General features: G+C 42.3%; 27 protein-coding genes. 1 reads left to right on the top strand and 26 read right to left on the bottom strand.

From position 1 onward, the window contains the following. Positions 1-699 (top strand): DNA adenine methylase (locus AM305_RS11730; RefSeq protein WP_005826444.1); only part of this gene is annotated, 699 nt, incomplete at its 5' end. A gap of 229 nt (positions 700-928) precedes the next feature. Here AM305_RS11730 and AM305_RS12840 read toward each other — a convergent pair. From AM305_RS12840 to AM305_RS11605, 26 genes are all read right to left on the bottom strand, one after another. Beyond that, on the bottom strand, positions 929-1,564 hold the full coding sequence (locus tag AM305_RS12840; protein ID WP_005826442.1) for a BRO-N domain-containing protein: 636 nt from the start codon (positions 1,562-1,564) through the stop codon (positions 929-931). Positions 1,565-2,100: 536 nt separating this feature from the next. Then, positions 2,101-2,628 carry a phage antirepressor N-terminal domain-containing protein gene (locus tag AM305_RS11720; RefSeq protein ID WP_005826439.1) on the bottom strand — a complete coding sequence of 176 codons (528 nt, stop codon included), beginning with the start codon at positions 2,626-2,628 and terminating at the stop codon, positions 2,101-2,103. A 71-nt stretch (positions 2,629-2,699) separates the two neighbouring features. Beyond that, positions 2,700-3,413 carry a phage minor tail protein L gene (locus AM305_RS11715; protein ID WP_005826437.1) on the bottom strand — a complete coding sequence of 238 codons (714 nt, stop codon included), beginning with the start codon at positions 3,411-3,413 and terminating at the stop codon, positions 2,700-2,702. After that, positions 3,410-3,736 carry a phage tail protein gene (locus AM305_RS11710; protein ID WP_005826436.1) on the bottom strand — a complete coding sequence of 109 codons (327 nt, stop codon included), beginning with the start codon at positions 3,734-3,736 and terminating at the stop codon, positions 3,410-3,412. The genes AM305_RS11715 and AM305_RS11710 overlap by 4 nt, the downstream gene beginning before the upstream one ends. Then, a complete protein-coding gene (locus AM305_RS11705) occupies positions 3,737-4,258 on the bottom strand; it encodes a hypothetical protein (protein WP_005826435.1) in 522 nt (173 codons plus the stop codon). A 53-nt stretch (positions 4,259-4,311) separates the two neighbouring features. Next, the gene (locus AM305_RS11700; protein WP_005826433.1) at positions 4,312-7,662 is read right to left on the bottom strand and encodes a phage tail tape measure protein; all 3,351 of its coding nucleotides are present in this window, start codon (positions 7,660-7,662) and stop codon (positions 4,312-4,314) included. A gap of 59 nt (positions 7,663-7,721) precedes the next feature. After that, a complete protein-coding gene (locus AM305_RS11695) occupies positions 7,722-8,072 on the bottom strand; it encodes a hypothetical protein (RefSeq protein WP_005826432.1) in 351 nt (116 codons plus the stop codon). 55 nt (positions 8,073-8,127) lie between these two features. Continuing rightward, positions 8,128-8,367: a phage tail assembly protein T gene (locus AM305_RS11690; RefSeq protein WP_005826430.1), complete on the bottom strand. Its 240-nt coding sequence runs from the start codon at positions 8,365-8,367 to the stop codon at positions 8,128-8,130. 26 nt (positions 8,368-8,393) lie between these two features. Further along, complete coding sequence (locus AM305_RS11685) at positions 8,394-8,801, bottom strand: hypothetical protein (protein WP_005826428.1); 408 nt, start codon at positions 8,799-8,801, stop codon at positions 8,394-8,396. Between the two features lie 81 nt (positions 8,802-8,882). Next, positions 8,883-9,530, bottom strand: coding sequence for a phage tail protein (locus AM305_RS11680; RefSeq protein WP_005826425.1), 648 nt, complete (start codon positions 9,528-9,530; stop codon positions 8,883-8,885). Then, complete coding sequence (gene gpU, locus AM305_RS11675) at positions 9,527-9,940, bottom strand: phage tail terminator protein (protein WP_005826423.1); 414 nt, start codon at positions 9,938-9,940, stop codon at positions 9,527-9,529. The genes AM305_RS11680 and gpU overlap by 4 nt, the downstream gene beginning before the upstream one ends. Continuing rightward, a complete protein-coding gene (locus tag AM305_RS11670) occupies positions 9,937-10,464 on the bottom strand; it encodes a phage tail protein (protein WP_005826421.1) in 528 nt (175 codons plus the stop codon). The genes gpU and AM305_RS11670 overlap by 4 nt, the downstream gene beginning before the upstream one ends. Positions 10,465-10,472: 8 nt before the next feature. Beyond that, on the bottom strand, positions 10,473-10,775 hold the full coding sequence (locus AM305_RS11665) for a phage tail protein (protein WP_005826418.1): 303 nt from the start codon (positions 10,773-10,775) through the stop codon (positions 10,473-10,475). Next, complete coding sequence (locus tag AM305_RS11660) at positions 10,768-11,091, bottom strand: DUF2190 family protein (protein WP_005826415.1); 324 nt, start codon at positions 11,089-11,091, stop codon at positions 10,768-10,770. Before AM305_RS11660 ends, AM305_RS11665 begins: the two co-directional genes overlap by 8 nt. 66 nt (positions 11,092-11,157) lie before the next feature. Continuing rightward, positions 11,158-13,188, bottom strand: a complete 2,031-nt coding sequence (locus AM305_RS11655) for a ClpP-like prohead protease/major capsid protein fusion protein (protein ID WP_005826411.1) — start codon at positions 13,186-13,188, stop codon at positions 11,158-11,160. Beyond that, positions 13,124-14,644 carry a phage portal protein gene (locus AM305_RS11650; protein ID WP_005826409.1) on the bottom strand — a complete coding sequence of 507 codons (1,521 nt, stop codon included), beginning with the start codon at positions 14,642-14,644 and terminating at the stop codon, positions 13,124-13,126. Before AM305_RS11650 ends, AM305_RS11655 begins: the two co-directional genes overlap by 65 nt. Next, a complete protein-coding gene (locus tag AM305_RS11645) occupies positions 14,645-14,869 on the bottom strand; it encodes a hypothetical protein (RefSeq protein ID WP_005826407.1) in 225 nt (74 codons plus the stop codon). Between the two features lie 62 nt (positions 14,870-14,931). Continuing rightward, a complete protein-coding gene (locus tag AM305_RS11640) occupies positions 14,932-15,699 on the bottom strand; it encodes a hypothetical protein (protein ID WP_005826405.1) in 768 nt (255 codons plus the stop codon). Beyond that, positions 15,700-15,912 (bottom strand): hypothetical protein, encoded by a 213-nt coding sequence (locus tag AM305_RS11635; RefSeq protein WP_005826403.1) that lies wholly within the window; start codon positions 15,910-15,912, stop codon positions 15,700-15,702. Between the two features lie 196 nt (positions 15,913-16,108). After that, entirely contained in the window at positions 16,109-18,226 is a 2,118-nt protein-coding gene (locus tag AM305_RS11630) for a phage terminase large subunit family protein (RefSeq protein WP_005826402.1), read from the bottom strand. After that, entirely contained in the window at positions 18,226-18,693 is a 468-nt protein-coding gene (locus AM305_RS11625) for a DUF1441 family protein (RefSeq protein WP_005714379.1), read from the bottom strand. The genes AM305_RS11630 and AM305_RS11625 overlap by 1 nt, the downstream gene beginning before the upstream one ends. A gap of 311 nt (positions 18,694-19,004) precedes the next feature. Further along, positions 19,005-19,238 carry an Rz1-like lysis system protein LysC gene (lysC, locus tag AM305_RS12995; RefSeq protein ID WP_081453562.1) on the bottom strand — a complete coding sequence of 78 codons (234 nt, stop codon included), beginning with the start codon at positions 19,236-19,238 and terminating at the stop codon, positions 19,005-19,007. Further along, complete coding sequence (locus AM305_RS11620) at positions 19,183-19,554, bottom strand: DUF2570 family protein (RefSeq protein WP_005826397.1); 372 nt, start codon at positions 19,552-19,554, stop codon at positions 19,183-19,185. The genes lysC and AM305_RS11620 overlap by 56 nt, the downstream gene beginning before the upstream one ends. A 91-nt stretch (positions 19,555-19,645) precedes the next feature. Then, positions 19,646-20,188 carry a lysozyme gene (locus AM305_RS11615; RefSeq protein WP_005826395.1) on the bottom strand — a complete coding sequence of 181 codons (543 nt, stop codon included), beginning with the start codon at positions 20,186-20,188 and terminating at the stop codon, positions 19,646-19,648. After that, positions 20,181-20,420: a phage holin family protein gene (locus AM305_RS11610; RefSeq protein WP_005826393.1), complete on the bottom strand. Its 240-nt coding sequence runs from the start codon at positions 20,418-20,420 to the stop codon at positions 20,181-20,183. The genes AM305_RS11615 and AM305_RS11610 overlap by 8 nt, the downstream gene beginning before the upstream one ends. Positions 20,421-20,650: 230 nt before the next feature. Next, positions 20,651-21,322, bottom strand: a complete 672-nt coding sequence (locus tag AM305_RS11605) for a BRO family protein (RefSeq protein ID WP_005826391.1) — start codon at positions 21,320-21,322, stop codon at positions 20,651-20,653. Positions 21,323-21,473 lie beyond the last annotated feature (151 nt).

The following is a 21,473-nucleotide window of genomic DNA, read 5'->3' as shown; positions in this document are numbered from 1 at the left end:
AGCGGTTTGTTATCTCATACCGCCAAACGGCTTAAACCCAAAGCTCGTGTAATTTACAACGATTTCGACAACTACAGCGAGCGTTTACAGCATATTGACGATATTAACCGGCTACGCCGTATTATCGCTGATTTAGTGGCTGATACGCCTAAAAACAAGCGGTTAGATAATGCCAAAAAATTGCAAATCATTGAGGCGATTGAAGCATTTCAAGGTTATAAAGACCTGCATATTTTATGCAGCTGGTTGGCGTTTAGCGGTCAACAAGTTAGCACTTTTGATGAGCTGTACAAACAAAATTTCTGGCATTGCGTCCGCCAAAGCGATTACCCAACCGCAGATGGCTATTTAGACGGTGTGGAGATTGTACGAGAGTCATTTCATCAACTTGTGCCACGCTTTACCGGGCAACCTAACACGCTGTTAGTGCTTGACCCACCGTATCTCTGCACACATCAAGAGAGCTACAAGCAAGAGCGTTATTTTGATTTGGTGGATTTCCTGCGGCTAATTCACCTAACAAAACCACCTTATGTGTTCTTTAGTTCGACCAAAAGCGAGTTTATCCGCTTTATTGATGCAATGGTCGAAGACAAATGGGACAACTGGCAGGCTTTTTATGATACGCAACGTGTCGTAGTGCAAACCTCAGCAAGTTATAACGGCAAGTATGAGGATAATATGGTTTATAAATTCTAAATTCAAACGCCCTTTAATGATGATTTAAAGGGCGTTTGTTTTCAGTTTATTTTGCATAACTTTTGTGATTACGGCTATGCAAAATGATTTGCAAAACTATGCAAAATAAATCGACCGCTTACAATTCTAGTGCTTTTCATATCTTTGCTGTCTTGGGTTAAATTTCAGGTATGCCAAAAGCCACTTGCAACGCTAGGTCGCAAGCGGTTTGTTTATCGTTTATTTTTGCTTAAAATTTTGCTAATCGTTGTTGATTAAGCTGTGGTAAAACTTGGTGGATAAACGGATCGATCCAATAATTAAATTCGCAGGCGATGTCGTGCCCTTTGGCGGCGATGTCGTTTCTAATGTAACGAGGGATGCCCAAATCCTCGTACATTTTGCGATGGAACACCTCCACTTCTTTAGCAAAGGCTCTGGCTCTTACCAAGTATTTGGCGATTTGCTCGGCTTTTTCATGCGGTATCACCACATCCGGTTTTGGTTCGGGTTCAGCCGGGGTAATTTGTGCCACATTTTGCGAATATTGTCCTGTCTTGCGAATTTGCGGTAGCACTTCAGCTGTTACCCATTTTCTGAAACGGTGTGGAACAGATCCTTTTTTCACTGCATCACGGCAACGTAAGATCAAAGTGTACATTCCGCTTTCGCTGATAATGTTCATTTCTTGCTGTCCGCCAAGGGTGTCGGTTAAAGCGACACCCTTTTCATCTTCATCTAATCTCTCGATTGCATCACGATAATTTGAAATGTTTACAGCTTCACAAACATCTTTAGCAATAAACCAAGATTCATTATTGATTGCGATTGTACGAATTGCGTGAGTTTCAAAGTTGAATGTAGAAAGTTGAGTTGATTGAGACATAAGTCTACTCCTTTGGATTTTTTTCGATATTTTTAGCCCTAAGTTTAACTTAGGGTAGCCGAGAGGTTCGAAAGCCTTCCAAAGTAGGCTGGGATTATTTCCCTTTCGGGTATTGTATTCTCCGCCCTCTCGACATTGAGTTTTCCAAATCTATTTTTAATGGCAAGGAAAATAGATCTGCAAAATTTTGACATAAAAAAACCGCTTGTCTGACGGGTGCGGATTTCCGCTAGATTTAAGGCTACGACACCTATGGGATAAATACTACTACTCAAATACTATGATGTCAATAACCTAATCAACTCAATAATCGCTCGCAATAAATCGGCTGACACTAAAAATAAAATGGGAATGGATACTGCAAACGAGATTGACCAAATCGAATGTTTCATCAATAACTCCTTGAACAATGAGATAATTAACTTTAAAATATCTTCCATCTTATAGATTCCATATAAGTTCTAAATAGAAACCCCGAACATTGCGAGTGTTCGGGGTTTTGTTTTTGATACTCTTCTCTATTTAGGCTGTAAAGACTACAACTCAAAATTTTCAAACAAATCACCCTGTATCAACTTCATTCTTTCAATGCGAATTTCTTTCAAGGCAACTTTGCGTTTTAACATTAACTGACTTCCACTTTGAGCTTCGATAAACGTTTCTTTATCCCACTCATCAATTTCAGCTAGGCGAGCTTTCACTTGTTCACGTTTGACAATGCCTGTTTCCCAATACTGCCATAAAACTTCGTAGCATTCTTTTTTGTATTGGTTTAATTTTCCACGAATTGATGATTTTACTCGTTTTGTGTCGATGCCAAATAGCCAACCGTTTAAATAGTGTAGTGGAAGACATACCATTTCACGATTTTTTCCGTCTTCTGCAACCGCCTGTATAATAAAGGTGGTTGAACTTAAGACATCATCACGTTGAATACGTTGTCGTTGAGCTTCCCAGTCTAAGCCGATATTTTCACAAATTGGTAACATTGGCACATAAGGCTTACCGTTGTAATCAATTACTGTAATTTCTGCACCTAAAAATTTCGCTTTTAATGCTTTCATATATGTTCCTGTTAAATTTTAGATAATAAAAAACCCGACCATTTCTGATCGGGTTACAAAATTGTTTTCACTTAGCCCAGTTTGTTTACCGCAATAAATCCGCCATAATTCCGAACATTGTTACGCAGCTGGCAACCTCGTAAACAGCCGGAGCATTTATCTTTTTTCAGGTCGGTGGTTGGTTGGTCTTTTTCGTCTGCCACTGCACCACCGGTGTAGCCACATTCGGACGAGCGATACACCCACGAGCAGGTAACCAAAATTGTGCGTTTGTTGATAACGGCATTATCCGTTTCAGTCGGGAGCGCAAGGGTAAAGGTTGCCAGTTCGCTTGTCAGTGAGCTGAGTTGCTCAATCACATAATAGCTCACTCGCTCTTGGTTTGGGTCGGCATTGCGGTTGCCGTCTTTAAAGTTGGCCGCATCTAAAAACTGGGCATAGACTTGCCGTCTGCGCACCACACCGCCTAAGCACTGATCAAAGTTATTACTCAATGCGGTAACAAATCCATCAAAATTCATAATGGTAAGCGTTGGGCGGTTGCTTGCGCCTTGTCCGGACATCTCGAAGCCGTCTGCCTTAACTGCAAACGGCTCGTAAGTTTTGCCTTGCCAGATAATCGGTTGGTGCAATTCGTTAGTGCCGGCATAAAAACGGTAGAGTGCGCCTTTCTCGCCATCTCGCCCGATGAGTTGGCGTAAATCCACCTCAAACAGTTCAATCAAGGCGGTTTGCTCTAACTTGGCAAGCTCAAGTTGAAATTTTGCTGAAATGTTGGCCGTCATACCACTTCCTCAAAAGTGCAGGTAATTTCGGTGTGCGTTTTGCCGGTATTTTCTGACCATTTCGGACAAACGACTTTCACCAATTTGCCACGATCACGGAACTGAAAAGCGGTTACCCCACCGTGTTGCGTAAAAAAAGCGGTCAATTTGACCGCTTGTGAATGTTTTAAATTAAAGGTAAGTTGATAAACCCTTAATAAAGGATTTAATCCGCCCACACGCCGTTGCTGGTAACCATCGCCAAAATCAGTTACTTTGCGTTTTGGCTCACTTTCTACCGTGTAGCCCGGTTTGGGGCAGTAGGGGAGAGTGGCTATTGCCATTTATTCACTCCTTTTGAGGTACTGTATAAAATTGTTGATACGTCTTTCATTGTCTGTTCTACGAGCCTCTGCAAGGCGTGTCAGCATTTGCGTGTATTCTTTAGTGCAAGGTTTAGGGCGGAAAGAAGCCCAACCGCTGCTACTGATTTGGTAAATCCGCCCAATGATCACGTCATTCTTTATTAACACGGCATCGATTTTATGCCCGTCAAAATGATTGTCTTGTTCAACGCAAACCAAATAACCAAATAGACGCTCTTTAGAATGTCCGTTATTGGGATATTTTTTTAAATTGAGATCCGTTTGAAACCCGTCATCATAGGCAGGTTGCGCATATTTAACCGGTGGCGAAACCTTTACGACCTCAAGAGGGTTAGTATCGACAATATCGGCATAGAAATGGCGTACAATCGCCTCATAATGCGCCGGATAAGCACCATAATCTGCTGTTTTTGCTTCTTCCTCAAAAGGGGTTACGCAAGCACTTAGGCTTAAAGTAAGCATTAGCCATAATTTCTTCATACAAACCTCCGTTTTGAACAAGCATAACGCTCAAGCCGTTTTGTTGCAAGAAATTAGGCTAATAAATTACCACTTCGTTTTTGTTGAAATAGCACATCAAGCACTTTCGCCTCGATCATTTTGGCTAATTGTTTAGACTGTTGGGCTGTTTGGCTCACATCGCTTTCCGCATTGCCGTTTTGATCAATGTTGATACTGATTGAGACTTGATTATTTGCTCCGCCTGTTTGTGCCGGTTTGTAGCTGTTTGGTACTCTCGGCACGGCAACGCCTCCACCGGTCGCAAAACCACGTTTACCATAGTTAAGGTAATTAAGGTAATCCAACCCGAGGCGAGAGGTTGCCTCTTTTGTGATGACATATTCTCCTTTATGGACAATACCGGCTGGGGTATATTTACCACCATCGCCGGTATAACCACCGGTTGCAAAGCTGATATTCTTCATAAATGACATATCAAAGCCCATTGCAGAACCGGCAGATTGAATAGCCTTGAATATCATCATTTTGATGATCATTTTGTTAATATCACTCAAAATAGAGGTCGCTAAAGAACGGAAGTCCGCTTTACCGGTCATCACAAATGTATTTAAAGCATCGGTCATTGAATTGAGTGAGCCTGTTACAATATTTTGAATTTGCCCCGAGACATTGGTCGCCTCTTCTGCAAAGTCTGCTAAACCGGCTCTTAAGCCAATCACAGGGTTTTGACGAGCCGCTTCGGTTTGACGTTGGATTTCAGCGTGGCGTTCTTTCAACTTAATGATTTCTTGCTCGAGTGCTGCGGCATTTTCTTTTGTCATACCGATTTTAAGCCGGCTGGCTTCTAAATCTAACTGATGAGCGTATTGTAATGCTTCTTGCTCTTGACGGGTTTTGCCTAACAAGGTCAGTTCAAACTCCATCTCTTTGAGTTTTTCTCTGTTGTCAAAACTAAACTTAGCAATGGCAACTTTCTGATTTTCGCTATCAATTTGGGCAGCAAGCTCTTTCAGTTTGGCAACACCTTCAATGCCGTATTGGGTGTATTTTTCCGTATTACGGGCAATGTCTTCGGTAAGTTTGTTCAGCTCTTGATATTGCGATAATTCGCCGTTTTGGGCTAAATTTAAAGCATCATCTTTTAACCCTGCTAGGCGGAGTGTCATATCTGTTACTTGATTTAAATAATCTTCACGGGATTTTTCTGCCGCTTTATCTTTTTTAGGCTTAGGACTGCCACTACGACCGCCGCCTTTGGGCGAGGAATTTAATAAAGCCAACTCCGAATTAACCAGCGCTTCCCACTCTTTTGTGCCTTGCTGAACGCCTAAGCTTTCTGCTTTGTTTTTCGCATTAAATTGCGCACGTAACTCGTTGGCAAGTTTGGTATTACCCGAGGCTTGCGCTTTGTTGATGTCGATAAGCGCTTGATTATTGGCAATGTGAAGGTTTAATTTTTCATTGCCGACTTGAATACCCGCTAAATTAGCTACCGCCACGGCAGCATTGACAGCAGATGTCGCAATTTGTCCTACCGCACCGGCAAATCTTAGTGCTTCAACTGAAGCCACTGGGATATTTGAAATAAACCCACCAAGAGAAACGTTTAAACCATCGGTTTTTATTTGTGACTGATCGATATTCGGGAATAATTCTGCAAAACGATCACGGATTTCAGCAATTGGCATTTGTGCCATTGTGTCTGAAATAGTTTTTTTCGTTTCGTTGAGAGTGTTTTCACTATCATTTAAATCTTTGGTGGTTTTATCTAGTTCCCGTTGTAATCGGATAATTTTGTGCGTTTGATCGATTTGGTATTCACGCCCTTCATCATCTTCGATAATTTTAATCGGCGGTGTGCTTTCAATCTCTTGCCGTAAAGATTTCACTTTACGTTTTAAATCATCAACTTTCTTTTGTTGCGCTTCGGCACTTTCTTCAAGTTGCGCTTTAGTCGCTCGCAGATCTATGCCGTTCATTGTAGCGAGTTCTTCTTTTAAACGTGGCAACGCATTAGCAAATTCAATGGCTTTTTGTTTGGCTTGTTCTGCTTCTTGATACCAGTTGTACAAAGCCATCGCACCAGAAGAAACTAATCCCATCGCAATTCCCCAGGGGCCACCAAGGGCATTTAATAAACCAAGCCCAGCTCGTTTGGCAATATTAGCCTGATTTTGTGCTGTTTCGAGTGCTTTTATCGCTACGGTTTGTTGCTGAACAAGCGTAGTTTCTCGTTGCGTTTGAACCTGAAGTTCTCTAGCAATGATAGCTCGTTGCTGTTCGGTACGAGCTAAATTCATTTGTGCCTGGAGATTAGCAATATAAGCTTGTGTAGCTTTAAGTTCTTGGGTGACTTCTTGTGATCTTGCTTGTGTTTTAAATAGAATTTTTTGTGCTTGATCTGTGGTAGTTCTTACATCTTGAACTTTGGCATGCACTAATTGCCAAGTTTGGGCAGTAAATGCTTGAAGTTTCATTCCGGCAAATGCCGTACCAGCATAGAATAAAAGTGGGATTAAATTATCTAAATTTTGGGCTAGGGTATTGATACCTGTTGCAGCTAAAGTAGATACACCTGTTGTTTTATCAACTTCACCAATAAATTTTTCAGTAGCGGTGGTTAAATTCTGCATTGCACCGCTTACGGTGGTTGCTGTTTTGCCGTAAAGTTCATCAACAGAGGCTTTTGATTTCATTAACGCCTGAATCATTTTGTCTGTCGTCAGTTTACCTTCATCAGACATTGCTTTGAGTTCGCCCATAGTTACGCCCAAACCACGAGCAATGGCTTGCATTACCGCAGGTGTTTGGGTCATTATCGAGTTATACTCTTGTGCTCGCATTTTGCCCATTAAGAGTGTTTGGCTAAATTGGGTAAGGGCATTTTGCGCTTCACTTGCACTTGCGCCTGAAATTGCCACCGCTTTCGAGATAATTTCTGTAACGTCTGCGACTTGTCGTTGGTTAATACCTAACTCTTTGGCATTCTGCGCAAAAGATTGATAAACCGATGATACCGCTTGTGTAGATTGGGCGGTTTTCATTGATATGTCATAAACATCTGCCATTGCTCTAGCGTGTTGTAATTCATCATCGGTGACTAATTTGAGTTTATTGGACAACTCAGTACTTTTATCAGCAATATCAACATAGCTCGTAGCGAGACTCTTAAGGCGTTCAAAATTATTAAAACGAAATTCCCATTTTGTAGCAGTGTTGATATTCTTTGCAGCCTCTTCGATATTGCGTAGATAATCCGTTGTACGATCAGCAAACTGACGAGCAGAATTTCTCGCTTTATCCATATCTACCGTGAAATTTTTAACAAATTTCTGCGTTTGATGATCTGATTTAGATAAAGCCTGTTGGAATTGAACAGTATCTAATGACAACTGGATATTTAATGAACCTAATGAACTCATATTTCCCCCACAAAAAAAGCCGCTAGGTTTAAATCCTAACGGCTCTTAATCTTTAAATTTTATACAGATTTGCTTTTTCTCTTTGCTTCATCAAAGAGTTCTTTGTATATGTCATTGGTTGATTTGACTTTCTCTTCATAGGAAATTTCACGTCCATTCATCAACGCCCATTTTTGCGAGCGTGTTAAATTAGGATTTTTCCATATTCTATAAATCCAATAGCCACACAACAGAATAACAATACCGCATACAATTGCTATCATAAGATTTACATTTATCTCTAAGAGATTGGCAAAATAATGAATTAGCCCAAATGGTAAGCAAAGTAACACAACGAAAAGCGCTAATTTAGCGAAAAATTTTAGTGCGTCGCCAAAGATGCTGAAAAATTCATAGATTTCTCTGAACATGTTATCCTCCTGTTGCTTTGTTTTATATATAAATCAACAGAGGATAAAAATCAAGTTATCTTTTCGCCAAATAATCCGCCACGCCATCATCTTCGCTTTCATCATCTTTCTGATTAAAAAACGGCATAAAATCATTGATTTCAATTTGAGCGTCCGGTTTGCTATTCACTGCTGCCAACATATACGCAATTTGTGCGGTGCGGTAATCTTCACGCCAAAGCCCGAAGGGTTGTTCTTGGTAGAATAATTGATATTCTGCCAAATGCTCTTCGGGCATTGCTTCGATTTCCGCCAAGGTTTTGCCTAGGGCGAGCGAAAGCGTTATTTGGAACTTTCTTCGCTCGCTGAGGCTTTTGGGGTGTTGGTTGCCATTGCTGCATTAAATTCATTGATGATTTGCGCATCTAATTCCGCAATCGCATTTAAATCATCGATATTGTCAGCGTTAAACAATAATGTCCCTTCCTCATCGCAAAGGCGAGAAGCGATCGCTCGAGGTAGGCTATATTGTTTCGCAAATTTTTCTAAGACCGCATCGTATTCTTCGCCCTCTTCTTGAGGTAATTCCACGCCAGCCGCTACGGCCAAGGCGATCAGCGATTGACGTTGTTCAAAAATTTGATGATTCATTTCGCCTACCGACATTGGTTTTACGTAGTAGGTTTCGTTCATTAAGGTAATCGGTTTGATTTTGGGTTTGTGGGTTAAAAGCTGTTCACGTAATGTCATTCTATATTTCCTTTTTTGCTACCAATAAAAAGCCCCTGAAATATCAGGGGCGATTGCTAAATATTAACCAAATTAGACCGCTCACGCAGGTAATAAATAATCACGTTTTGCCGGTTTAATGCTGACCGAGCCTTCATATTTGCCTTTCACTTCACCGGAGAAACTGCCGGCATTTTCGAGGAAACCTACACCATAAGCTGTGCCTTGATTTTTTGGAAATTCAAGTTTGTAAGCAAAGGTTTCTTTGGCGTAGAATTTTTTACGCAATGCCGCTTGATGTTCGGTTGATGGCGCATAGAAAAAACCGAGTTTGATAGAACCAAATTCGATTTCGCCCGGTTCGGTTTCGGTGCCTTCGGAACAGACCGTGGTTACATCTTCGGTCGAAAGTGTATCATCGGATTTTTCGATGTTCTTAATGGCACAAAATTGATCTGAGAAGATAATTTTAGCCGCTTTCGCTTGACTAAAGTTAGTCGGAGCATCTTTGCCTGACCAGTCCACCTCAGAAGATAAAGTAACTTTATCTGTCGTAACAGAGGCGACAGGGTATAAGCCGTTCAAGCTGCCTAATCCCTCAATTTCGATCATATCGCCTTTCACAAAGCCGGATGTTGCAATAGTCAATGAGGCTTTATTCAGATCAACCGCTGTAATTGCCTTGCCGGCGTCTTTGCCGGTTTGATAGCGAAATTTGGTTTGTTGAAATGGGGTGGTTTGTGTACTCATTCGTTTTCTCCTGTCGTACGTGCGTAGTTAATGTCATATTGAATGATCGCAATATGCCAAGTAGAGTGTTGCTCGTCTTGGTCATAGGTGTAACCCGCCAATTGAATAGCAGAAAGATGTTGAAATTCGACCGCTTGTAAGGCATTGGCAACGGCTTGAGCCTTCTCATCTAAGCGAGTTTCCGCATCATTCAAGGCTTTTTGGTAAAGCACAATATTGAGTTTAGCCTCCCACTCTTCGTGGCAAGTGGTTGTTGGGGTGCAATTGGCATCCTCAATAAATACGGCAACGGCAGACTGTTCTTCATCAATATCGATGAAAGACGGTCTGCCGTTATACCAATGTTTTTCAGAGAGGGCATTTTGTAGCGTTTCAATAATTTCTTCTCTGATTTGAGTGTGAATAATCACTTGATCGCCTCCGAAAGTTGTTTGGATAATTCATTGCGAATATCCTTTTGATAGTCTTTAAGTTGCTCAGAAAAAGCCTGAGTGAGTGAAGCCGATAACGGAATTTTCACGACATCAATGCTATAACGGGCTTTGCCTTGTCGTTGCATTAGGTGCGTTCTGCCGTTTTTCAGCTTCTGCTTAAAGCCTCGTTTGATCGCATATTTTCCGACAACGATGCCGCCACGCCCTTCCCAAATTTTGGTTGAGCGATTTTCTAGCAATCGAATAGCCGGCATATGCGATCGGATAACGTTAATTCTTGCCGTTAAACTCCGATTTTCTGCCTTTTTCGTGAGTTTTGCTCGGCTTCTAATGGTTTTTGTCGGTACACCCACCTCTTTTGCTACCGTTTTGGTTGCACCGTTAATGGCTTGTCTGGCAATGCGGTTGATGGATTTTCTAGCCGCTTGCGGTACTTTCTGTTTAGCGAGCTTCGCAATATTTTGCGAAAGCTCCGCCATACCATCGACTTTGACGCTCATAATGTTCCTTATTCCAAACGGATAATCAGTAAATCATCTTCGTAATACCATGATTTGACGAAAAAGACCTTGTTATCACGTTCTACTCGGTCGTTAATGCGAGGCTTATAGCCACTTGAGCGGAAGAGGGTTAAGGTGCGAGCAGTGCCATTCATTGCACTCTCTTCTGAGGTATGAATGCCCTCAAACATCTTCGCCCCTTCGTCGTAAGTGGCTAAGTAAGGATTGCCTCGAATTAGCCACTCACTCATCATCACGTTTTGAATATCCCGATCAGCTGCCGCCATTGCCAGTTCAAACGGGCTAGACATTGATTTTCACATCAACTTGGTTAGATGATGTGCCGGAAGCTTTCCACGCAATACCTAAGCGAGGGTTTGAACCGGCTGTAATGGTCGCCCCTTCAGTTTCAGACCAATACAATACCGTGCCTTGTTTGATGTCATCGGCTTGCTTAGCCTTCACGGTAAATACACCGGTTGTTAAACCCACGACATCATCATTTTTAGCCACATCAGTAACCGCAATTGCAATTAAATTACCCGTAGCGATGACATCGCCTGAGGTAATTGCTTTGGTTGCGGTTAAGCGTACGGTGTTACCGTCTTGTACATAATTTTTTGCCATATCAAATTCCTTTGTTTGAGATATAAAAAACCGCACATTTAAGTGCGGTACCTTTAACGATACAACTTACTGGTTCGTTACTTTAACCACGCCACGGTAGTCAATCACATTGACACCGGCATCAATGCGGACTTTGGTTATGACACCATCCACACTAAAGCCTTGTTGTTGCTCGATGTAAGGCGTATCCACACCGTCAAGGTAAGAGACTTCGATCGCTTCTTTATTGAGTAAGTACCACGATTTTGCGTCAGCAATCTGTAAGCGTGATGATTTAATCGGAGTAACAACATCACGGATCGGGTTAATAATACCGCTGTTGATGTCGGCACCTTCCACGCTTGCAGAACCTAAAACCTGTTTCGCTTTCGTGTGTAATGAGGTTGGCAACAACATAAATTCCGGTTCAATTGATAGCGGTTCGCCACGGCTGTTTACAAAGCCGTTCATTAACTGGATGGCTTTGTCGATATTGGCCACATCTAACGCTGCACCGGTTAAGGTGTTTTTATGTGAAGCATCAAACAATTTTTTGCCGTCTTGTGCGGTTGCATTACCGGTAATTAACGCAAAGACTAATTTAGCGATAGTCGCACGTGCAGCTTGTCCCATTTTTTCAGGGATTTTGGTTAAAAGATGCATATCATCATTGATAATAGCTTGACGAGTAATGCTGAATAATTGCCCGTAGGTTGCTAATGCGATTTGCGCACCTTCATCACCGATAGAACCATAGGTGTATTCTTCGCCTTCGCCCACCGTTGGTAAGTAACCAAATTCCCCTAAACCAACACGTTTAGCCTGGCGGAAGTCGGTCAGAATACCTCGCGTGGTAAATTGCTCATAGTTTTCAGTCGCTGTTTCCCAACCTTTGAGCAAGGATTTATGGGCAACATCAATCAAGATTTGACCGAAATCAGAACTTGAATGTGTAAAGGCTAAACCGACCATTTGCATCGGCGTGTAGCCGGCAATACCCACGCCACGATCGACTAATGAGGCACGGGCTAATTCACGCAAGGTCATTGCGCTGTAATGGTTGTCTTTGGCATTTGCCTTATCGGTATCTTGACCGGCACGAGCCATTAAAGACTGCTTAATGCTATCGCCAACGATGTTACCATTATCAACGTAAACGTGGCTTTGAGGCACGCTTGGTGTCGTGTTTTCCCCTAATTTCGCAAGCAGTTTGTCTTTTGCTTGTTCAGCGGTCATTGACACATCTGCTAAACATTCCGCCATTAAGCCGTCATATTGCGAGCCAAAAGCAGCAAAGGTAGCTTTAATGGTTGCATTACGCTGTGCCAAAATCGCCATCGGATCGGGTTTTGCAACATTTTGCGGATTGTCGACCGCTTGTTGCGTCGTGTTTTTAGGTTGTTCCGGTGTAGGCGTTGCTGCACCTGCGTTGCCTTGTGGCTTAAATAACATATTTTTGATTGTTTCAGGCATATTTGTGTAGTCCTCTAGTTTTTTGGATTGGATACAAGCCATCGCCACAAGTGGGTCGGCTAACTTATCAGCGAAACCTTGCTCAATACATTCTTTGCCCGTGAGCCAAGTTTCTACTTTTAGCATTTCTGCTAAATCGGTTTCGGATTTACCCGTTTTAGCGGTGTATGCCGTAATGAGCGTACTTTCCACCTTATCCAGTAAATCCGCATATTTACGCATATCATCGGCATCGCCACCTTGAATGCCCCACGGCTTGTGGATCATCATCATTGCATTTTCCGGCATAATGATTTCATTACCTGCCATTGCAATAACGCTTGCCATAGATGCAGCAAGACCGTCAATATAGACGGTCTTGTTAGCTGGGTGGTTTTTCAGTAGGTTGTAAATGGCGATACCGTCAAACACATCGCCACCGGGCGAGTGAATATGCAGGTTAATTTGCTTTAAATTGTTGCCTAAGGCTTTTAGGTCTTTGGCAAATTGTTGAGCTGTTACACCCCAAAAGCCGATTTCGTCATAAATAGAGATTTCGGCAGTATCGTTTTTTGCAGCTTTGATCGTAAACCAAGACTGGTTATTCGTCTTGTTGGCTGTTGTTGCCATCGCTCGTGGTGCGAGAATTGTTTGCATTTTGCTCATAAGTAAGTCCTTGTGTATTGGTAAGATCAGTATCAAATTTCAGCCCTTCGGCTTGGTTCTCTCGGATTTCGACAATCCGTTGCCGTTTGACTTCGGCAGGGTTGTTACCACTGGCTCTAATGGCTTGTCCTTCCGTTGCCAGACCGCCTTTGATCCGCTCTTTCCAAGCATTCGCCTCTTTGATTGGGTCAATCCAAGGCATTACCGGACCGGAATACACGGCGTTGAAGAGCGAGTTCTGATCAATATCCGATGGGAGTTTAATTGCCTGCGAGGCAATCGCCATTTTGAGCCACTCACGGTAAATCGGGCGAGAAATTGCAGCGACAAAGCAATCTTGCAGTACCGCATAACCTTCAAAACTTTCAACAAGCTCTTGTCGCTGTGCGGAATAAGTGCCGTTGTAGTCTCGGGCAATACTGGAATAGCTGGAGCGAGTGCCTGCCGCTGTTGCTCTTAATTGTCCGTTGCGGAAACCTTCTAAGCCGGTATTGGGACGGTTTGAGTTGATTAAACCGATGTCTTCACCCGGTTTTAAGTCGTCAATCACGGCACCAGGTGCAATATCAAATAAACGCTGTCCATTTGGTTGCTCTTCGTTATCGTACAATGCGGCATCGCCTTTTTTAATGTACATCGTCATTGCTGCCGCAATGCGTGCCGCCACTCGTTCGCTCTCCTCGTATTCTTTAAGGTCAGCAAGGCGAATAATGACACCGTGCAACATACTTACCCCACGGATTTGATGTAGTCGCTTACGGAAAGCCAAGTGCAACATATTTTCTGCCGACACAATTTTGACTTTTCCGGAAATGCCGGTATTTTCTTGTGGATTGGTTAGGTAAACCTGATAAGCGGTCGGTTTTCGCCACGTATTGAGAAATACGCCTTGCACCAAGCCGTTTTTTGCCTCATCGGACTGCATTGGTACAAAGTCCGGTTCTAAGGCCTCAAGAGAGAACGCCACTGATGATCCGTGTTCTAAGCCTGCCACCTTGCCTTTAACCAACTGAACAAAGACTTCGCCATCTCTAAGCCACGTACGCAAGAGCATTCGTTCTAGCAATGGACGAGTATATAAGCCGGTCACTTCGGGTTTAACCGACCATTCCGCCCACAATTTGCGGATTTGCTCGGCAAGCTCTTCGTGAACATCTCCGGCAAGTGTGAGTGGTTGAGGCTCAATATGAATGCCTTTTGAACCGATAACACGTTCTTCCAGCTTGTCCAAAATACCGATCACAATATCGTGATTTTGGTCTAAGGCTCGGGCTTGTTCTCGTAGGCTCACCGCACTTTGACGAACGTTAGTATTTGCACCTTGTCCATCTCTACTTGCTTTATGCGTTCGGCTTGGCAATGCCGCCTCATACGCATTCAGCACATAACGACTTTGTGAGCGTTTTGCCGCCCAACGTGGCGATATTGCCGCAATGGTTTTTTCAAGTAGGTTCATTTAAACAAACCTCGCATATTTAATACGGTGCTTTTTCGCGCGTTGCCCACTTTGGGCAAGTTGTTCATCAAGCATTTGCTGATAGCGATCTCGCTGTTTAGTTAGCTCCGCCACTTGGTAAGAAACAGAACGACCATTAAAGCTCACCTGGCTTTGGGCATTTTCTATTTTTTCATCCAGTAGGCGGATCTTTTGTTTTAATTCATCGATTGTGTAAATTGTCATATTTACTCCAATAAAAAACCGCCTACGTTTCCGTAAGCGGTTTGGTTTTTAATTCAATATAACTATTTTTTCTCGCTATGATCAACATAACCAAAATCACCATAGTATTCTGGATCAAATAATGAAATAGATTCTATTTCTGCTACCCTAATAACAGTTCTAAATTGTCTTAATTGTTTTATGCCTTCCTCTGTGTCAAGCGATATACTATGCTTTTCATAGACCATTGTATAATTACAATCAAAATGTACATCTAAAAAGTCTTTATCTCGATAACCACTAAAATAAGGAATTATTGCAATATTATCTAAATCAGCGTGTTCAAATTGCTCACTATCAATTAAACCGACATAAACTTTTTTAGATTTTAAAGAAATTTTAATTGGCGTTAAGGTTTGTGTAGCATCTAAAATTAAATTTAATATGCTATTACTCCCTTTCAACATCTCAAATATTTCATCTTTATTCTGATTTTTTGTTTGAATTGAGAGATGACATTGGATAAATGAAAATACAAAAACAATGACATAAAACCAATATATACCTTCCATATGATTTATTGGTTTGAACATCCAAGATATATAATCAAATGGCTGATCAGCAAAACCAAGATGGAAAGGTATATTTAAAGTTATTTGCACTATTTTTATAAAAATCCATAGTGCAAAAAAAGTGAAGATTCCATTAAATAAAAAATAAAGCCCATATTTACCAAGGTGAACATAGGCTTCCCAACCGCTACTTCGTTTTAAGATAACTTTAGCAGGTAAGTAGTTACTCGTATAATGATAACCAAGAACTAAAATCATCAGAATAAATACAATACCCATTTAAGCCTCTTTAACTTTGGGTTCCATTTTAGAAAACGTTGCAATGTGTTGGTTAATTTTTTCTTTAACTTGCTCATTTTCGTAGTTTAATCGAATAGAACCACTACGTTCAAAAACAATTTTATCCTCTTTTGAGACTGTGGGTTGATTCACTTTTGTTACACTAGCATACCAACGCCCCAATGTATCAACGGATTTAGTTATAACGTTCATTATAGGCTCTCCTGATGAATAGCCTGTTTGAATAAATTTAACATATGCACCTCATTTATTATTAGGCATATTAAGATCTATTTCATTTACTGTCAAATTTTAGAGATAATCCAACCATTTCTGATCGGGTTGTATTACCGCAACAATCCTACCTTGTTACAGGCTCGTAAACTCACGATTTAAAGCTGTTTGGGAATTAAAGCCAGACTCCTGTTTTTCGTCCGCCACCATTTAACCAATTGCTTTTCGCTTGAGGTGGTTTGGGTTGCGGTTTTGCGGCTTTCTCTTCAATTTCGACCGCTTGTTCTGTGCTTGCGGTGTACTCACGAATGATGTTTGGGTTGATGTCCGACAACCTTGCCCAGCTTGGTACATCTTTTTCATCGCCCCATTTGATCCGTTCGTAACCTCGTAAAATCGCAATGGCGTGGGCGTAGCAAAACAAATCAAAGGCTTCGTTGTTGCCTTTGCCGGGTTTGCGCCATTTGCCGTCCGGTCCTCGTTCTTCATAAACTAATTCGTTAAAGAACCATTCTTCAATCCAGTCGGGGAAGTGGATGTAATTTGCCCCCGCACTTTCTCTGGCCAAGGCGTTGTTTATGCGGTCTTTGAGGTAGTCGGTTTGCAGTAAATACAGCGGTACATCGCCACGGGCTGATGAATGTCGGTCACTTCTTGCCGTATTGTCTGGGTAGGTTTTGGTTATCAGCTTTTGCCGCTTGGTGCTGTCGCCTTTTACCAAGTAAACCCTTTTCGCTAATCCGTCTCGGCGGCATTGTCGCCAAAAATTATAAGCATTTTCAGTCACTCCATCTTCACCGCCACTGTCCACCGCCATTGCCAATATCGGCATAAGGAGGTTTGGATTGTGTGCGAGTGGGTAGCGTTTTTCTAATACGTCTGAGATGAGAATTTTCCAGTCATCACGATTGCGTGGATCAATTTTTTCAACAACGCCGTCTTCATCAGGTAAGGTGTACGAGATGTTGTAGCGGTCAATCAGCCAGCGTTCGCCATTTTCGCCATAACCGACAATTTGCACCACAAAGCGGCGGTTTCGTCCGCCTTGTACGTCCACGGCAGCAATGAGAAAACGGCATTGTGGTGGTATGGTTTTGTTCTCTTTGTCCGCTTCTTCTCTGCGTTCCATTAACTCATCGGCTCGGCGTTGTTCAAGCGCAGAACGAGGCAGATAGGGAAGTCCCCAGTCGGTATTGGTTACCGCTTTTAGGGTTTCTTCACTGCCTGTCATTTCATATTCGTGTTCAGCCGTTAGGAGTTTGTAGGTCAGCTGCGCCCACGTTTGATAAGCGGCGGCAGGTCCTTCTAACCAAAAGGAGGCGATACGTGATTTGCGTCCTTCTCCCAAAATTTGACCGCTTGCATTAATACTTTGCCCTTCTTTCAGCCAAACGCCATTGATGTTTAGCTCTCGTTTCATTTCAGGCGGAATTTTGTGTAAGCAGTGGGGGCATTGTAGCCGTGCGCTTTCGCTGGCTTTGACAAAATCTGTTTCTTCTCTGAAATCCACCATATTTGCCATTGAGGGCTCGAAATATTCCGAACATTCAGGGCATTGCCAGTAAAAACGACGGCGGTCGCCTCGGTTGTAGAGGCTTAATATGCCGGTTGTTGGTGGTGCTTCGTGGCTACTTTTCGGGACGTGTTTAATATCTACAATGTCTTTGCCAGGGGAGCTTTCAACCAGTGTCATTCCTGCAGACATAAAAGTGGTTGTACGCTTAGACGCAAGGGAAAACCCGTCCCCTTCGCCGTCAATATCATCGGGCCAACGGTCATAATCTGTTAGTGCAACATATTTGTAATCGGAAGATGACAGTACGTTGATTGACGGCCAGCCGATTTTGAGCAAGTTGCCCGCTCTGAAGTATTTATCGTGAACGTTGTTGTCATTTTTGCGTGGGCTGAGCCGTTTCGCAATTTCAGGCGAACAGCGGAAAGTGCGATCTAATCTTTTTCGGCTGTGTTCGCTGGCTTTTTCTTGAGTGAGTTGCACCAGTAAGAAGTCGGAAGGATCGCAAATGATGGAGTAAGTGATCCAACCGTCAATTAAGCCTATGGTTTTCCCTGTTCGGGCAGGGCCAACAAAGACAACTGAATCATATTCACGGCTGTTTAAACAGTCCATCGGCTCAAGCATATAGGCGGCTGTGTGCTTATCCCATTTTACAGAGTTTCCACCACCAACTGGCACTCTCATATATTCTGCAACAGCTTCTGATACTTTCATTCGGCGTGGTGCTTTAATGGCATTTGCTATATCACAGCGGATTTCTTTTGCACTAGCAAACATTATTCATCCTCGCTCGTTTGTTGAATGTGTAGTGCCATTTGATCTCGAATGTCATCAATCACTTGTTGTACTCGAATGAGATCTTTAGGTTGTAACCCACAATCTCGCTCTAAAATATCGGGGAGAGTTTCAAGAGTTTGCACCACGGCTTTTGCTAAAATACTCATTTCTTGCGACACTTCAAAAGCTGGAATGAGCTCTCGAGTTTCTCGCTCGTACTTCAAGCGTTCATTTTCAGCTTGCCAAAAAGCACGACGATCATTAGGACTTAAACTATCAACATCTGCCGACATTTTTTCTGTTAAGCCTGTCAAAATGAGATCGCGCAAGGAATAGAGCTTTAATTTGCTATTACTACCTAAAGATGGCGTTAATCCAGCTACTCGTTGAGAAACTGTCTGCCTATGCAATCCCGTGACTTCGGCGATCTGATTTATATTTAATTTTAGTTCGTGTAAATTTTCCATTTCGCTAAAACCTTCAAACCGCTAAAACAAAAATCGCACCTAAAGTGCGAAATTAAAATGAAAGATGATGATGCCTAGAAACCCAAAAAACTGCCGAAAACCGAGACGCCACAACCCCGTGGAAAGGGCACCCCCTTGGGAGTACCTTTTTAGTTTAGGTATTGTTGCATTTGTTTTACATCACTTGCGTATTTTCTCGGGAATTTATCTAACAATCCCAAAATAATACGCAAATTATGTAGCATTTAATTTACATAAAATAAAAGGGCGATCATCTGACCGCTCTTTATCGTGGCACAAACGTTAATCAGCTATTTAAACCCTTGCTTAGTTCGTGCTTGCCACTCTCTAATGCTATCAATCTGACTCGCACATAAGTCACGCTCCTTGATCACAATCATCAAGTAATCAATAGCATCCGCATATGTCTTGCCACTAAACTCTGACCGCTCACATTGCACTAAATACGCAGCTGGCGGATAAACGTAATTAGTTTTTGTTACCACCTTTTGCGTGCAACCGCTTAATACTGTCGATAACAGCATTAGGCATAGCAACACCGCCACACGGCTCTTTGATAAGAATTGTTTTAACATTCTCACGCTCCGTTTCCATTTGTGCTTTTAATTCGTTGGTAATCTTTTGCTGATATTCAACCGCTTGCTTTTCTGTTTCCAGTTGAGTTATCAACTCTTGGTTTACTGCTTGCTGTTCTGCTATCAATGAATCCTTTGCTTTAACTTCGGCATTCAAAGTGTCAATCTTTGATGATTGATAAAGCAACCAACCACCAAGGACAACCACCAGTAAAGCTAATCCACCTACCAGTAATCCCATTGCCTTAGTAAATCCATCTAACATAAACACCACCTTAAAGAGCGGTGCGGTTTAGGCTCTTCTGTTTACGCTTTCGCCACCTAAATTACTTAGTCCCATAACCGCACCGCCAATCCTACAAGCCTGACAAACACAACGCCTTTTCTTTTTCTCGACGAATGATCAAGCCTTTCAACTTACGACCGCCTGAATATACCCAACGAGGGAATTCGTTGCATACGCCAACCCAGTCCCGAGTATTTGCTTTACGAAACATCGTAGAGCGAGATAACGCACCGCAACCAACATTAAATGTGATAGATACAGCAGCATCGAAAACAGACTGTGGCATATGTTTTCCGTTAGCGAAACGATTAACACAACGCTCAGCAATCACAACATCATTCTTCCAACGACGAGCAATTTCATCATCACTGTAAATCTTACCAACTTTAATTGGCTCGCCACCTGCTGCCGTACTACCCACACCCACCGTTAAAACATCAGCAGGGCATTTATATGGTTCACGGCGACACCCCTCAGCATTACCAATGATCTCCAAACCTGCGACACTAGTACGAAACTCATCACCATAATTAGTAATCATTACAGCAATCATGGTTAGCACTGAACAAGCGCCGCCAACTTTGCCAAGAGTGCCCCATTTATTGCTACTCATCATCAAGCCCTTTTTCTAAACGCCTTACTTTCAGCTGATGGATCTGCTCAGCTCGCTCTTCTTCACGCTTCTTGATCTTACGTAGATTATATTTCTCAACTAAATTCACAATGGCGGTTACAGCACCAATCACTAAACTGACCAATGCTAATAATTCTTGAGCAGACATCAGCGAGAAGAAACCGCCAATACCTGCCCACCAATAACTTTGGTTACCGGGGTCTTTAAACATTTTTCTATTACCTTACCCCTGATTTTGGGGAATAAAAAAGCCCCGACTGGAAAACCAATCAGGGCTATAAAATTCATTTGCTTAACTCTCGCTTGTACGAGTTGCAAGCATAGCTGAAATATATAACTTTCTGCGCCACCTGTCAATCACTTTTTGAACAATCACGCCAAAAGCCACTTGCAACGCAAGGTCGCAAGCGGTCTGATTGTGTTAAATTTTTACAAGCGAAATTAGAAATCTCGTCTTACGGCAATCGCATTTTGCTTTAAGCTGTTTCTTAATTCCGTCATCGGTCTTGGATTGCGCCCAAAATCCGCATCCACGGATAGGCGGTAAATCAATTTCCCTACGTGCTTAATATGCGAACCGTATTCTGCTCTGATTGAGTGAGCGGTTGGAGCAAGATGACTGCCTAGCACTTCTAATGCCGGTGTAATCTTACCAATGAAGCTTACCATTTGTTCCGCCTCGAACCATAACCACGCTAAATCTACCGCCTCGCTGTTTTTGAGATTATGGGTAAATTCTTGCTCTTTAGGTTGTGATTTTTCTGAAACTTGATAGCGTCCTGTCTTACGAATTTGCGGTAGCACTTCAGCTGTTACCCATTTTCTGAAACGGTGTGGAACAGATCCTTTTTTCACAGCATCACGGCAACGGAGAATTAAAGTGTACATTCCGCTTTCTGATACGATAGCAAGATCTTGCTCTCCGCCAAGGGTGTAAGTTGAACTTACTCCCTTCTCATCATCGTCTAAAGCTAATAATGCCATTCTTGAGTTACTTAATCCAATAGCATTACAAACATCTTTTGCAACGAACCAAGGTTCATTATTTACTGCAATAACACGGATTGATGATTTTTCAAAGTTGAATGTAGAAAGTTGAGTTGATTGAGACATAAGTCTTCTCCTAGATTTATTTACGATATTGAATTTCCCTATTTAATAGGGTGCCGAGTGGTTCGTAAGCCTAATCTAGCAGGCTGGGATTATTCCCCTTTCGGGTATTGTATTCTCCGCCCACTCGACATTGAGTTTTCCAAATCTATTT

Source organism: Actinobacillus minor NM305 (genome assembly GCF_000175195.1).
GTDB classification, from domain to species: Bacteria; Pseudomonadota; Gammaproteobacteria; order Enterobacterales; family Pasteurellaceae; genus Haemophilus_A; species Haemophilus_A minor.
The sequence above is the reverse complement of the archived record's forward strand: the minus strand, read 5'-3'. Positions and strand labels throughout refer to the sequence as shown.